The 12272-nt window shown below is 68.2% G+C and carries 14 protein-coding genes; 5 read left to right on the top strand and 9 right to left on the bottom strand.

Features of this window, described 5'->3' with window-relative positions; translation table 11 throughout:
• Window positions 1-490: 490 nt before the first annotated feature.
• Window positions 491-1363 (top strand): cytochrome c oxidase assembly protein, encoded by an 873-nt coding sequence (locus ACFWZ4_RS04790; RefSeq protein WP_439703570.1) that lies wholly within the window; start codon window positions 491-493, stop codon window positions 1361-1363.
• 67 nt (window positions 1364-1430) lie between these two features.
• On the opposite strand, the gene ACFWZ4_RS04785 is transcribed toward ACFWZ4_RS04790, so the two are convergent.
• Window positions 1431-1871 carry a copper chaperone PCu(A)C gene (locus ACFWZ4_RS04785; protein ID WP_439703569.1) on the bottom strand — a complete coding sequence of 147 codons (441 nt, stop codon included), beginning with the start codon at window positions 1869-1871 and terminating at the stop codon, window positions 1431-1433.
• On the bottom strand, window positions 1868-2470 hold the full coding sequence (locus tag ACFWZ4_RS04780; protein WP_439703568.1) for an SCO family protein: 603 nt from the start codon (window positions 2468-2470) through the stop codon (window positions 1868-1870). Before ACFWZ4_RS04780 ends, ACFWZ4_RS04785 begins: the two co-directional genes overlap by 4 nt.
• 71 nt (window positions 2471-2541) lie before the next feature.
• Between ACFWZ4_RS04780 and ACFWZ4_RS04775 the strand changes: the two genes are divergently transcribed.
• Complete coding sequence (locus tag ACFWZ4_RS04775; protein WP_439703567.1) at window positions 2542-2937, top strand: DUF423 domain-containing protein; 396 nt, start codon at window positions 2542-2544, stop codon at window positions 2935-2937.
• A gap of 31 nt (window positions 2938-2968) precedes the next feature.
• Window positions 2969-3361 carry a hypothetical protein gene (locus tag ACFWZ4_RS04770; protein ID WP_439703566.1) on the top strand — a complete coding sequence of 131 codons (393 nt, stop codon included), beginning with the start codon at window positions 2969-2971 and terminating at the stop codon, window positions 3359-3361.
• A 61-nt stretch (window positions 3362-3422) separates the two neighbouring features.
• On the opposite strand, the gene ACFWZ4_RS04765 is transcribed toward ACFWZ4_RS04770, so the two are convergent.
• From ACFWZ4_RS04765 to ACFWZ4_RS04755, 3 genes are all read right to left on the bottom strand, one after another.
• On the bottom strand, window positions 3423-3626 hold the full coding sequence (locus tag ACFWZ4_RS04765; protein ID WP_439703565.1) for an Arc family DNA binding domain-containing protein: 204 nt from the start codon (window positions 3624-3626) through the stop codon (window positions 3423-3425).
• Window positions 3627-3719: 93 nt separating this feature from the next.
• A complete protein-coding gene (locus tag ACFWZ4_RS04760; RefSeq protein WP_439703564.1) occupies window positions 3720-4586 on the bottom strand; it encodes an SPFH domain-containing protein in 867 nt (288 codons plus the stop codon).
• Between the two features lie 61 nt (window positions 4587-4647).
• Window positions 4648-6177 carry a transglutaminase-like domain-containing protein gene (locus ACFWZ4_RS04755; RefSeq protein ID WP_439703563.1) on the bottom strand — a complete coding sequence of 510 codons (1530 nt, stop codon included), beginning with the start codon at window positions 6175-6177 and terminating at the stop codon, window positions 4648-4650.
• A 111-nt stretch (window positions 6178-6288) separates the two neighbouring features.
• Here ACFWZ4_RS04755 and purT point away from each other — a divergent pair, with 111 nt between their 5' ends.
• Window positions 6289-7470, top strand: a complete 1182-nt coding sequence (gene purT, locus ACFWZ4_RS04750) for a formate-dependent phosphoribosylglycinamide formyltransferase (RefSeq protein ID WP_439703562.1) — start codon at window positions 6289-6291, stop codon at window positions 7468-7470.
• A 100-nt stretch (window positions 7471-7570) separates the two neighbouring features.
• On the top strand, window positions 7571-9106 hold the full coding sequence (locus ACFWZ4_RS04745) for an FMN-binding glutamate synthase family protein (protein ID WP_439703561.1): 1536 nt from the start codon (window positions 7571-7573) through the stop codon (window positions 9104-9106).
• Between the two features lie 8 nt (window positions 9107-9114).
• Here ACFWZ4_RS04745 and ACFWZ4_RS04740 read toward each other — a convergent pair whose 3' ends face one another.
• The 4 genes from ACFWZ4_RS04740 to ACFWZ4_RS04725 form a co-directional block, all read right to left on the bottom strand.
• Window positions 9115-9822: an arginyltransferase gene (locus ACFWZ4_RS04740; RefSeq protein WP_439703560.1), complete on the bottom strand. Its 708-nt coding sequence runs from the start codon at window positions 9820-9822 to the stop codon at window positions 9115-9117.
• Between the two features lie 70 nt (window positions 9823-9892).
• A complete protein-coding gene (locus tag ACFWZ4_RS04735) occupies window positions 9893-10285 on the bottom strand; it encodes a hypothetical protein (protein WP_439703559.1) in 393 nt (130 codons plus the stop codon).
• Window positions 10286-10294: 9 nt separating this feature from the next.
• Complete coding sequence (gene tesB, locus ACFWZ4_RS04730; protein ID WP_439703558.1) at window positions 10295-11161, bottom strand: acyl-CoA thioesterase II; 867 nt, start codon at window positions 11159-11161, stop codon at window positions 10295-10297.
• A gap of 555 nt (window positions 11162-11716) precedes the next feature.
• Complete coding sequence (locus tag ACFWZ4_RS04725) at window positions 11717-12271, bottom strand: N-acetylmuramoyl-L-alanine amidase (protein WP_439703557.1); 555 nt, start codon at window positions 12269-12271, stop codon at window positions 11717-11719.
• Window position 12272: the final 1 nt, after the last annotated feature.

Below are 12272 nucleotides of genomic sequence, written 5' to 3'. Positions count from 1 at the left end.
ACGCCGTGGGCGCCCGAGTCACTTTCTCTTGCTTGCCCAAGAGAAAGTAACCAAAGAGAAGGGCACCCCGATGGCGCGCCCTTCGGGTACACGGGCGGGGGGCGGGGTTTTTCGACGGGACTCCTGTCCCGACGAAAAACTGGCCGGCGTCCTGCCGGCCACCCTGCGGGCTGATCCGCCCCCCGCCCGCCGCTCCATAGGGGACCCGGGTAGAGCCAGAGCGCAAAGCCAGAGCGCAAAGCCATAGCGCAAAGCCAGAGCGCAAAGCCAAAACCAGGCGCAAAACCAGGCGCCTTTCTCATCGGGGGAAGCAGGTGGCGGCTGGTTGGTGCTTTTGAAAGACACGCTCCCTCTTCCCTCAGGAAAGAGGGATGGGGTGAGGGGCCGGGGCTCGCCTCGAACCGCCAGCCGCCAAGGCGGCAATCTGCCGCAAGCGCCCCGGCATCGCGCCGTGGGGTCTATCCTTGAAGGCTGGTGATCGTGCGGGTCGGTGATGGCGCTGTTGCTCAAATGGATCGTGCCGTGGGAGTTCTCGTGGGTGTTCCTCGCGAGTTTCCTCGTGGCCGCGATGCTGTACTGGCGTGGCTCGCGCGTGCTCGGCGTCAGCCTGGGGCGGCGCCTGTCGTTCTGGAGCGGCATGGCGATCATCTACCTGTCGCTGCACACCTACCTGGACTACTACGCGGAGCATGAGTTCTTCATGCACCGCATCCAGCAGGTATTGCTGCACCACCTGGCGCCGTTGCTGGTGGTGGCCTCCTTCCCGGTATCGGTACTGCGGGCGGGCCTGCCGCTGCAGTGGCGTGCGCGGGTACTGCGGCCGACGCAGCAGTCGGCGCCGTGGCGCGTGGTGAGTGCCGTGCTGTTCAACCCGGCGCTGGCGACGTTCCTGTTCATCGCGTTCATCCTGGTCTGGCTGATCCCGTCGATGCAGACACTGGCGATGCTGGACTGGCGCATCTACCGCTTCATGAACTGGACGATGCTCGGCAGCGGCTTCATCTACTGGGCGCTGGTGCTGGACCATCGGCCGCGCCCGCCCGGGCGGATGATTCCGGGGCTGCGCGTGCTGTCGCCGGCGATCACCATGACGCCGCAGATCCTGGCCGGCGCGATCGTCACTTTTTCCAAGACCGACCTGTATCCGATCTTCGAGATCTGCGGTCGCGCGTTCACCTTCAACGTGCTGACGGGCCAGCTGGTCGGGGGCGTGATCACCTGGGTGCCAGCGGCGATGATCGAGTCGATCGGCGCGTTGCTGGCGCTGCGGCAGTGGCTGGCGCTGTCGCGGCGGGGGCGGATCCGGCGCGAGCACCGCGCGCCCCCGCGACCGGTTGCGCGCGATACGCAGCGCGCATCGTAGGGTGGGCTTCGGTCTACCGTCTTTTGCAGAGAACGCGGTGGTGGGCTGAAGCCCACGCTACGCGGGTTTACAGCGCATTGGCCGGCTTGGCGAGGAAGTCGGTGGCCAGCGTGCTGCCGTCGGCGAAGTGCAGCGTGATCCGTACCGTCTGGCCCGGCTGCACCGCCTTGGCCGCGTCCATCAGCATGAAGTGGTAACCGCCCGGCGCCAGCGCGACCTGGCCGTGCGCGGGCACGGTCAGGCGATCGACCATGCGCATGCGGCCCATGCCGGTGTCGGTGGAGCTCTCGTGCAGCATCACGCTGGCGTAGTCGGCGCTGCTCGCGCCATCGAGCACGACCGGCTGGTCGCCGTCGTTGCGCAGGGTCACGTAGCCGCCGGCGGGCAGGCTGGCGGGCATCACGCGGATCCAGGCGCCGGTGGCGTGCACGTGGTCGGCCTGGCCCGCTTGGGCAGCGCCGGCACCGAGCAGTCCGGCCAACAGCAGGGGCAGCGAGCGCAAAGTCATTTCGCGGTTTCCAGCAGCAGATAAAGATCGTGGACGAGGTCGTTTTGCGACGCGGCCGGCGTGGCGAGCAGGCGCGCCTGGCCCTGGCGGTCGAACAGGTAGATCGCCGAGCTGTGGCTGACCTCGTACTGGCCGTCGGCTTGCGCCGGCTCGCGGGTGAACGCCGAGCGGTAGCGCTTGCTCAGCGCCTCCAGCGCACGCGGCGCGCCGGTCAGGCCAACCGCCCGCTTGTCGAAGGCATTGACGTAGGCGTGCATGATCGAGGGCGTATCGCGCGCAGGATCGACGCTGACGAACAGGATGCGCGCGCCGTCCGCCTTGGGGCCGACCCGCTGCAGCACCGCGTGCAGGTGCGCCAGCGTGAGCGGACAGACGTCCGGGCAGTGCGTGTAGCCGAAGTACAGCAGCACCACCTTGCCGCGGTAGTCCTCGGCGGTCACCGGCTTGCCGTTGTCGTCGGTGAGCTTGAAGGCGAGATCGGGCATGTGGCCGCTGATGTCGGTCAGCCGCCAGGGCGGGGCGTCTTCGCGATGGCAGGCGGCCAGCAGCAGGGCGGCGCCGAGCAGCAGGACGAGACGGGCCAGGCGCGAGGGCTTCATGCAAGAATCCGGGCGATGCATCCCGCCAGCATACGCCACGCGGCGATGCGGGCGCCCGCAACGAGGAGCTTATGCGACAACCTGTCCCTGACATGACGCGCGCGATGCCCTGGCTGGTCGGCGTGGCCGGCGCGAGTGCGGTCTTGCTGGGCGCGTTCGGCGCGCATGCGCTGCGCGGCGTGCTCGATGCCGGCGGCCGCGAGGTATGGCACACCGCCTCGCTGTACCACTTCTGGCACGCGCTGGCACTGGCGATCACCTGCCTGGTGCCGCCGGGCAGGCCACGGCGCTGCGCGCTAGCGGCGTTCGCGACGGGCATCGTGCTGTTCTGCGGCAGCCTCTATGCACTGGCGCTGGGTGCGCCGCGCTGGTGCGGTGCGATCACGCCGTTGGGCGGGCTTGCCTTCATCGTCGGATGGATTGCGCTGGGCCTGGCTTTTCATCGCACGGACAAGGCCGCGTCATAGCCCCGTCATGCCCGCGCGCGAAGCTGCGGGCATGCGCCGATATACCTTCCTCAAGCACTTGTTGCGCCGTCTCGACGGTCGGGCAGGGTTTGCCGCCACCTTCCTGGCGGCCGCGGCGCTGACCGGCGTGATCATGCCGCCATCGCCCACGGTGCCGCCGAAACAACTGGTGCGCTGGACGGACGAGGGCCACGACTGGCTGCTGGTGGCCGACCGCCAGCACGATCGCATCCAGGCCTACGACGCGCGCGATGGACGTCCGCTTGGCACGCTGGACCGGCGTACCGGTCTTGCCGATGTCGACCGGCTGGTGCTGGAGGGGCGCTGGCTGGTGGTGCTTGGAAAGGACGGAGCGAGGAAGGTGTGGTTGCCGGATTGGCAGGCGCAGGCCTCGGTGGGGCATCGGTGGGGCAGCTCGCTGTAGGAGCGCACGTGTGCGCGATCGCCATGCGTCACGGTCGCGCGCAGGTGCGCTACTACTGGCTTCATTGCGAATCGGGACCCGGCTCGTCGTCCTCCATCGCCTTGCTGGTGCCCGCCTTCAACCGCCCCGACTTGCGCAGCGCCTCGCGCAACACGTATTCGATCTGCGCGTTGATGCTGCGCAGCTCGTCGTCGGACCAGCGCTGCATGGCTTCGAGCACGGTTGCGCTGATCCTCAGCGGATAGGCCTTTTTCTCGGCGGGCATCGACTCAGTCGCGCTTGCGCCGCGCGGCGACGGCCACGGCGATGATCAGGATCACGACGATGACGGGAATGGCATAGCTCATCGCATTTCTCCTCAACCGTACAAGGTGCCGGTGTTGACCACCGCCTGGGTGCCGCGCTCGCCGCACAGCACTACCAGCAGGTTGCTGACCATGGCCGCCTTGCGCTCCTCGTCCAGCTCGACCACGCCGCGGCGGCTCAACTGGTCCAGCGCCATTTCGACCATGCTTACCGCGCCTTCGACGATCCGCGTGCGCGCGGCGATGATCGCGCCGGCCTGCTGGCGCTGCAGCATGGCCTGGGCGATTTCCTGTGCGTAGGCCAGGTGGCTGATGCGCGCCTCGATCACTTGCACGCCGGCCTGTTCGAGTCGCGCCTGGATCTCGTCGCGCAGGTGGTTGTTGATCACCTCGCCGTGGCTGCGCAGCGACGGTTCGCCGTCATCGTGTGCGTCGTAGGGGTAGCTCTGGGCCATCTGACGCAGCGCCGATTCGCTCTGGATGTGCACGAAGTTCTCGTAGTCCTCCACGCGAAACACGGCCTCGGCGGTGTCGACGACCTGCCACACGACCACCGCGGCGATCTCGATCGGGTTGCCGTCGTTGTCGTTGACCTTGAGCTTTCCGCTTTCGAAATTGCGCACGCGCAGCGACAGCCGGCGCTTGGCGTAGAACGGATTGGTCCAGCGCAGGCCCTCCTCGCGCACGCTGCCGGCATAACGGCCGAACAATTGCATCACCTGCGCCTCGTTGGGCGCGACCTGGAAGAACCCCTTGAGCAGGAAACCGGTAAACGCCAGCACCAGCATGCCCGGGACAATGTGCGGCGCCGGCTGCGCCCCATCGGCGCTCACCAGCAGCAGGACGCCGACGGCGGCGAGCAGCAGGCAGACCCCGATGAAGGGAATGCCGGCAATCGATAAACCCTTGCGTTCGTTCATGACGCTACCTCCCTGAGATAGGGAGAGTAGATATCAAAAACATATCACTTCGCAAGTGGCCTCAGTGCTCGGGCCCGCCGCCGCTTCCGCCCGCATTGCCGGTGGCATTGCCGGAGGGTCCCGAGGGGCCGCCGCCGGCCGGCAGGCCCAACTCCGCTCCCGGCACCGCCTGGCGGATGTGCAGATTGCCGAACAGCTGCGTCGTGGCGGCGAAGTGCCACGGATCGCCGTCGCCACTGGCCAGCGCCAGGTGCGTGTTGTCGAAATGCCTCAGCGCGGCGTCGAAGCTCTGCCAGCGACCGTTCACCCAGGCCTGTACCCATTCGTGCGGAATGAACAGCTGTGAGGCACCGGCAAAGCGATCGGCGTACACCATGCCGGTGACGACCCGCGCCGGGATGCCCTGCGCGCGCGCCATGGCGGCCAGCAACACCGCGTATTCGGTGCAGTCGCCCTCGTGGCTGTCGACGACCTCGAGCGCCGAGGCATAGCCCACGTCCAGTCCGTGGCCGGTGATGTAGTCGCTGACGAACTGGCGCAGGCGGCGCATGCGCTCAAGGTCGTCATGCGCGCCGCGCACGGCTTGCGTGGCCAGCCGGCGGATCGCCGGCGCATCGGACTGCAACCACGCGTTGGGCTCGATGTCGGCCGGGCGGGGCGGCGCCTGCCGACCCGCGTGGGAACCGCCGACGTCGACCATCCAGTCGGTACCGCCCAGTGCGGTGACCTGCTGCTCGTCCGTGGTGATGAAGGGTTGCCCGATGTTGCCGCTGATGCGAATGCGGTAGCGCATCGGCACCGCACGCACATAGCCCGGCAACCAGCGCGGGGAGTCGATCGTGGCCGCGCGCAGCATGTCCACCGGCTGGTTCGGGGCCAGCGCGCAGGCGCGGTCGCAGGCGAGCATTTCAAGCGGCTGGCCGAGCAGGCTCATCAGGCCCTTGCGGGCGATCCCGCGGTCGTCGACCCACAGGTCCAGGCTCTGCCGCCCGCGCGCTAGCGAGAGGACCTGGCGCTGGTGGCTCAAGCGCATCGCGCCGCCAGGGAGGGCCACGGTTTCGTCGCCCAGGACGTCCACCCGCACGTGGACGACTTGTTGGCTGGACGGATCGAACTCGTGCAGCTGGTAGCTGGTGCCCGGCGTGCGTCCGGCGGCGAGCGTGGCGAGGCGTTGCCCCTCGGCGAGCAGGGCGTCGCCCGGCCAGTCCATCAGCATGGTGCGTGTCTGCCCGCCCACCGTGCTGGTGACCCGATAGCGACCGGCAACGTCCGGCAGGGCGTCGACCGTGCTGTCCATCGAAGACATCCGCGTGCGCGAGGCAAAACCGAGGGGCCCGCCTTCCGGACCCTCGACGCTCTGGCTCATGTTGCCCAGGTGCATGGGCTTGCCCGAGCGGCTCAGATCCAGCGACAGCGTCTGCGTGGTGGTGAGGATGTCGCCCTTGCGCTCGCGATCGATCTGCACATGGCCAACCTTGCGCCCGCCGAGCAGCACGATCATCCAGTCGGTCTGGACCGGCACGGCCGCTTGCGCGGCACCACAGATGCCCAGCCAGATCGCAGGCACCAAGCTGAGCAGGACGCGTCGCATGGTCAACCCCGGGGACGGATGACGAGCCCAGTGGAACGGTTGGCGGGGCCGGCGTCAATGCGCACTGCAGCGTAGCCCTACAATGCGCCCCATTCTTCCAGGGAGCTTTCCATGAAGCCTTTCGGCACGCCGCTTTCCGATCATGCCGTGCGCGTCTTGCTGCTCGGTTCGGGCGAGCTGGGCAAGGAGGTAGCGATCGAGCTGCAGCGTTTCGGCGTGGAGGTGATCGCGGTCGACCGCTACCCGGACGCGCCGGCCATGCACGTGGCGCACCGCAGCCACGTGATCGACATGCTCGACGGCGCCGCGTTGCGCGCGCTGATAGCGCGCGAGAAGCCGGACCTGGTCGTGCCCGAGATCGAGGCGATCCACACCCCGACGCTGGTCGAACTGGAGCAAGAGGGGCTGCGCGTGATCCCGACCGCGCGCGCCGCATGGCTGACGATGGATCGCGAAGGCATCCGCCGCCTCGCCGCCGAGGAACTGGGCGTGCCCACCTCGCCGTACCGCTTCTGCGACACGCAGGCGGAGTACCGCGCGGCAGCCGAGGCGATCGGTTACCCGTTCGTGATCAAGCCAGTGATGAGTTCTTCGGGCAAGGGGCAGAGCACGGTGCGCGATGCATCCGGGCTGGACGAGGCCTGGGACTATGCGCAGTCCGGCGGGCGCGCGGGGCAGGGGCGGGTGATCGTCGAGGGCTTCGTCGACTTCGAATACGAGATCACGCTGCTTACCGTGCGCCACCGCGACGGCACCAGCTTCTGCCAGCCGATCGGCCATCGCCAGGAACACGGCGACTACCGCGAATCCTGGCAGCCGCAGCCGATGAGCGACGCGGCGCTGGTCGAGGCGCAGCGCCAGGCCGCGGCGATCACTGGTGCACTGGGCGGCTGGGGCGTGTTCGGCATGGAGTTCTTCGTCCGGGGCGACAGCGTGATCTTCTCCGAGGTCAGCCCGCGCCCGCACGACACCGGACTGGTGACGCTGGTGTCGCAGGAACTTTCGGAATTCGCACTGCATGCGCGGGCGATCCTCGGCCTGCCGATCCCGGTGATCCGCCAGTGGGGGCCGTCGGCCTCGTGCGCGGTGCTGGTGGAGGGCGAAGGTCGCCACCCGCGCTACCACGGCGTGGCCGAGGCGCTGGCCGAGCCCGACACGCAGTTGCGCATCTTCGGCAAGCCGGAAGTGAAGGGGCGCCGGCGGATGGCGGTGACGCTGGCGCGGGACGTCGATGTGGAGGCGGCGCGTGCCAAGGCGGTGCGGGCGGCGGGGTGTTTGAAAGTCGAGCTCTGAGGATCTGCATGCTCGCCATGTGAAGCGCCCTCGCACTTGCGGGAGAGAGCCTGTCCGCGCGATAGGCTAGGCTCGTGGCTTCACCGGAAGGAGGACACCCATGGCATCGGACGGCTTCGCCCACTGGCTGATCGTGCTGGTCGAGACGCTGGCGGCATTCTTCGTGCTGATGCTGGCGCTGGCGGTGATGCTCGTGCTGGCCGTATGGATTGCCGACCGCTACCAGACCGGCAACGCGGTGCTGCGCAACTTCCCGGTCATCGGGCATTTTCGCTACGGCCTTTTGCGCCTGGGCGAGTTCTTCCGCCAGTACCTGTTCGCTTCCGACCGCGAGGAGTTGCCGTTCAACCGCGCCCAGCGCGTGTGGGTCTACCGCGCGGCCAAGAACGCCGATACCACCATCGGCTTCGGTACCACGCGCGATCTCTCCGCCGAGGGCGTGCCGTTCTTCGTCAATGCGCCGTTCCCAAGGCTGGAAGGCCACCATGTCGATCCCAAGCCCGTGCGGATCGGCCCGTACGCGCGCGAGCCCTACGACCACGCCGCCTTCTTCAACATCTCGGCCATGAGCTACGGCGCGCTGTCGGCACCGGCCGTGCGTGCGCTCTCGCATGGCGCGGCCAAGGCCGGCATCTGGCTGGACACCGGCGAGGGCGGGTTGGCGCCTTACCACCTGGAGGGTGGCTGCGACCTGGTGTTCGAGATTGGCACCGCCAAGTACGGCGTGCGCACCGCCGACGGCCAACTCGATGACGAGCGCCTGCGCGCGATCTGCGCGCACAGGCAGGTGAAGATGGTCAGCATCAAGCTCGGCCAGGGCGCCAAGCCCGGCATGGGCGGCCTGTTGCCGGGCATCAAGGTGACGGCGGAGATCGCGGCGATCCGCGGCATCCCGGTCGGCGTGGATTCGCAGAGCCCCAACCGCCACCTGGACATCGCCAACGTGCCGCAGCTGCTCGACGCCATCGCGCACGTGCGCGAGGTCGGCGGCAAGCCGACCGGCTTCAAGGCGGTGCTGGGCGACCCGGCGTGGATCGAGGAGCTGTGCGACGAGGTGTGGAAGCGCGGCATCGAGAGCGCGCCCGACTTCATCATCGTCGATGGCTCCGAAGGCGGCACCGGCGCGGCGCCGCAGACGCTGATGGAAGGCATGGGCCTGCCACTGCACGAGGCGTTGCCGGCGCTGGTCGACACGTTGATCGCCAAGGGCCTGCGCCAGCGCGTCAAGGTGGTCTGCTCGGGCAAGCGCATCACCGCCTACGACGTCGCCTGGGCGCTGTCGATGGGCGCGGATTTCGTCAACTCGGCGCGCGGCTTCATGCTCGCGCTCGGCTGCATCCAGTCGTTGCAGTGCAACCGCAACACCTGCCCGACCGGCATCACCACGCAGAACCCGAAGCTGCAGCGCGGGCTGGTGGTCACCGACAAGAGCGAGAAGGTGTACCACTACGCGCGCAACCTGATGTACGAGGTCGGCATCATCGCCCACAGCTGCGGCGTCGATGATCCGCGCCAGCTCGACCGTACGCACTGCCGCGTGGTGGGCGACGATGGCTTGTCGGTGCCGCTGGTCAAGCTGTTCCCGTATCCGGAAGTCGGCTCGACGCGACGGGCCGAGCCGCGCCCGTCAATCTGAAACCCGGACTATGGCGCCAGCGGGGCCCAGCCCTCGCGCGTGCGCACCTGCAGCGGATGGAAGCGGCGCTTGTAATCCATCTTCTCGTGGCCTTCGATCCAGAAACCCAGGTACAGCCACGGCAGGCCGCGGCGGCGGGCCAGCTGCACCTGTTGCAGGATGGCGTAGGTGCCCAGGCTGCGCGCGCTTTCGTCAGGGTCGAAGAACGTGTAGACCGCGGACAACCCGTTGGCGCACACGTCGGTGACGGCCACCGCAAGCAGCCGCTCACCGAGACGGAACTCCAGGAACAGCGTGGGACTCCACGGCGCGGTCAGGAAGCGACGGAAGTCGCTGGCGTCGGCCTCGTCCATGCCGCCGCCGGCGTGGCGGGTGCGCAGGTAGCGCTCGTACAGCGCGTGGCGCTCGGCGTTGTAGCCGGCCATGCACTCGACCACCGTGAGATCCGCGTTGCGCTTGAGGCATCGCCGTTGCCCGCGGTCGGGCACGAAGTGCTCCACGTCGATGCGGCAGGGCGTGCAGGCGCGGCACTGCGGGCAGTTGGGGTAATAGAGGTGGCCGCCCGCGCGGCGGAAGCCACGCTCCAGCGCGGGACCGTAGAGCTGGTCCAGCCGTGGCGCTGCCGGGTCGATCACCAGGTTCTGCGCCGTGCGCTCGGCGTAGTAGCCGCAGGCATGCGGCAGGGTCTGGAAGAGGCGGACGCGTTCGGAGCGCATGAGCCCGATTCTATGACCGAGCGCGCGGGCGGTTGCAAATATTCCGAGAAGACCGCCTTGATCGGACGCGCTAGATCTTGCCCATGTAGCGCAGCATCAACACGATGAAGGCCGCCGCCAGCGCCAGCAGCACGATCCGGCGCACGCGCGTGGCCACGCCCGAGCGGCGCGTCTCCGGTGTCGGATTGCGCGCCGCGGCCAGTTCCTCGCCGTGGCGCACCATCGGCTCGATGCCCAGCCCGCGCATCAGCGTGCGCGCCTGGGTGTAGTCGTCGGCGTGGTTGACCCACACCTGCGGCCAGCTCTCGCGGCTTTCGTTGCGCTGGGCATAGCTGAAACGCTGGTAGCTCGGGCGATTCCAGTTCGAGCGCCCGGTGACGGTCGTCTCGATGCCGTGTTCGGCCAGCAGCGCGACCACGCGATCGATGTTTTCCTGGCGGGGGGAGGTGTAGAGCGGACGCATGGTCGCAGTTTAGCCGTTGCGCAGGCGGATCAGGCCTTCCTGCGCGGTGGAGGCGACCAGCCGGCCGTCGCGGCTGTAGATCTGTCCCCGCGCCAGGCCGCGGCCGCCCTGTGCGGTGGGGCTGTCGAAGGAGTACAGCAGCCATTCGTCGACGCGGAAGGGCCGATGGAACCACAGCGCATGGTCGAGGCTGGCCATCTGCACGTTGTGGGTGAGGTAGGAAATGCCGTGCGGCAGCGTGGCGGTGCCGATCAGATGGAAGTCCGAGGCGTAGGCGAGCAAAGCGCGGTGCAGGATGGCCGAGTCGCCGATCGGCGCGGTCAGGCGGAACCAGATGTGCTGGATCGGCGGGCGCTTGGCCGGATGCAATTCGTCGCGCGGCCATACCTGGCGGAACTCGAACGGGCCGTCGATGCCCAGCCAGCGTTGCAGCTTGACCGGCAGCTTGGACAACTCGTCCGGCGGCAGGTGGCGCATCGGTTCGAGGTCCTCGGGCGAGGGAACCTCGGGCATGGCGCTCTGGTGCTCGAAGCCCTGTTCCGGTTCCTGGAAGGAGATCGCGCCGTTGAGGATTGGCTGGCCATGCTGGATCGCCACCACGCGGCGCGCCGAGAAGCTGCCGCCGTCGCGCGCGCGTTCCACCGAATAGACGATCGGCGCGTCGATGTCGCCGGCGCGCAGGAAGTAGGCGTGCAGCGAGTGCGCCTCGCGCTTCGGATCCACCGTCTGCTGCGCGGCTGCCAGCGCCTGGCCGAGCACCTGGCCGCCGAACACGAAGCGCGTGCCGATGTCGCGGCTCTGGCCGCGGAACAGGTTGTCTTCCAGTCGCTCGAGCTGGAGCAGGTCGACCAGTTCCTTGACGTGTTCTTCCCGCATGGGGTGTCCGTGGTGCGTGGGGGGATGTGGATTATAGCTGTGCTCACTCTCGCCTCCTGGGAGAGGGTTGGGATGAGGGGCCAGGGCTCGCCTCGGCGGTTGGTGAGAGGAAGAGCTTTCGGACGCCGTTGGCGCCCGAGTCACTTTCTCTTGCTTGCCCAAGAGAAAGTAACCAAAGAGAAGGGCACCCCGATGGCGCGCCCTTCGGGTACGCGGCGGTTGGCGGGGTTTTTCGACGGGACTCCTGTCCCGACGAAAAACTGGCCGGCGTCCTGTCGGCCACCCTGCGGGCTGATCCGCCACCCGCCCGCCGCGCCATAGGGGACCCGGAAGAGCAGCGCGCTTCCTGCGCGCACTTTTCAGAGCAGCCAAAGCGAGAGCGAAAGGCAGGAGCGAGAGGCAGGAGCGAAGGGCAGGAGCGAAGGGCAGGAGCGAAGGGCAGGAGCGAAGGGCAGGAGCGAAGGGCAGGAGCGAAGGGCAGGAGCGAAGGGCAGGAGCGAAGGGCAGGAGCGAAGGGCAGGAGCGAAGCGGGGCGAGGCTCGCGGAAAAGCCCGGTCAGGCCCGAACCCGCTCCAGCCTGCACGCGGGAACGATCGCGTCCCACGGAAACAGTGGACCCGGATCGAGCTTGCGCGGCACCAATACTGCCGGATCATCACTCGCCGGCACGCGCGCGGTATCGAGGTCCTCGTGCCCGGCGATGGCGCGCAGGTTGGGAAACTCATGCCGCAGCTGCGCAAGCAGAGCGCGCAGTGCTTCCACCTGCACGTGCGGATAAGGCTCCACCATCGTCTGGTTGCCCGACACGAACCAGTCCGGGTAGCGCCCGCGATTGACCAGTTCGATGCCGATCGAATCAGCGTTGCGCCCCCGCACGTGGTGAGCGACGCGCGTGCCCGGTACGTAACGCGAAATCGTGCCGTCGCGATCGATGTAGTAATGCCCGCTGTTGCCGGCCCCGCTCTCGTACAGCACCTTCTCGCCGTACTCGCGCGCCGTGGCCAGGTCCGGCAGCTCGGTGCAGTGGATCACCACCAGCGTCACCGCTTCGGCGGGCCGCTCCGGCAGGCAGTCGACATAAGGCAGCGGCAGGTCGGTGATCGCGGGCATG

Source organism: Frateuria sp. GZRe12 (assembly GCF_051900535.1).
In the GTDB taxonomy this organism is placed as follows: Bacteria; Pseudomonadota; Gammaproteobacteria; order Xanthomonadales; family Rhodanobacteraceae; genus Frateuria_A.
Note: the sequence above shows the minus strand (reverse complement) of the source record. Positions and strands in the feature narration are given on the sequence as shown.

Excerpts from the sequence above, each read along its gene's own strand:
- ACFWZ4_RS04785 (WP_439703569.1), bottom strand. The coding sequence starts at position 1,871 with ATGACTTTGCGCTCGCTGCCCCTGCTGTTGGCCGGACTGCTCGGTGCC.
- ACFWZ4_RS04780 (WP_439703568.1), bottom strand. The coding sequence starts at position 2,470 with ATGAAGCCCTCGCGCCTGGCCCGTCTCGTCCTGCTGCTCGGCGCCGCC.
- ACFWZ4_RS04775 (WP_439703567.1), top strand. The coding sequence starts at position 2,542 with ATGCGACAACCTGTCCCTGACATGACGCGCGCGATGCCCTGGCTGGTC.
- ACFWZ4_RS04770 (WP_439703566.1), top strand. The coding sequence starts at position 2,969 with ATGCGCCGATATACCTTCCTCAAGCACTTGTTGCGCCGTCTCGACGGT.
- ACFWZ4_RS04765 (WP_439703565.1), bottom strand. The coding sequence starts at position 3,626 with ATGCCCGCCGAGAAAAAGGCCTATCCGCTGAGGATCAGCGCAACCGTG.
- ACFWZ4_RS04760 (WP_439703564.1), bottom strand. The coding sequence starts at position 4,586 with ATGAACGAACGCAAGGGTTTATCGATTGCCGGCATTCCCTTCATCGGG.
- ACFWZ4_RS04755 (WP_439703563.1), bottom strand. The coding sequence starts at position 6,177 with ATGCGACGCGTCCTGCTCAGCTTGGTGCCTGCGATCTGGCTGGGCATC.
- purT (WP_439703562.1), top strand. The coding sequence starts at position 6,289 with ATGAAGCCTTTCGGCACGCCGCTTTCCGATCATGCCGTGCGCGTCTTG.
- ACFWZ4_RS04745 (WP_439703561.1), top strand. The coding sequence starts at position 7,571 with ATGGCATCGGACGGCTTCGCCCACTGGCTGATCGTGCTGGTCGAGACG.
- ACFWZ4_RS04740 (WP_439703560.1), bottom strand. The coding sequence starts at position 9,822 with ATGCGCTCCGAACGCGTCCGCCTCTTCCAGACCCTGCCGCATGCCTGC.
- ACFWZ4_RS04735 (WP_439703559.1), bottom strand. The coding sequence starts at position 10,285 with ATGCGTCCGCTCTACACCTCCCCCCGCCAGGAAAACATCGATCGCGTG.
- tesB (WP_439703558.1), bottom strand. The coding sequence starts at position 11,161 with ATGCGGGAAGAACACGTCAAGGAACTGGTCGACCTGCTCCAGCTCGAG.
- ACFWZ4_RS04725 (WP_439703557.1), bottom strand. The coding sequence starts at position 12,271 with ATGCCCGCGATCACCGACCTGCCGCTGCCTTATGTCGACTGCCTGCCG.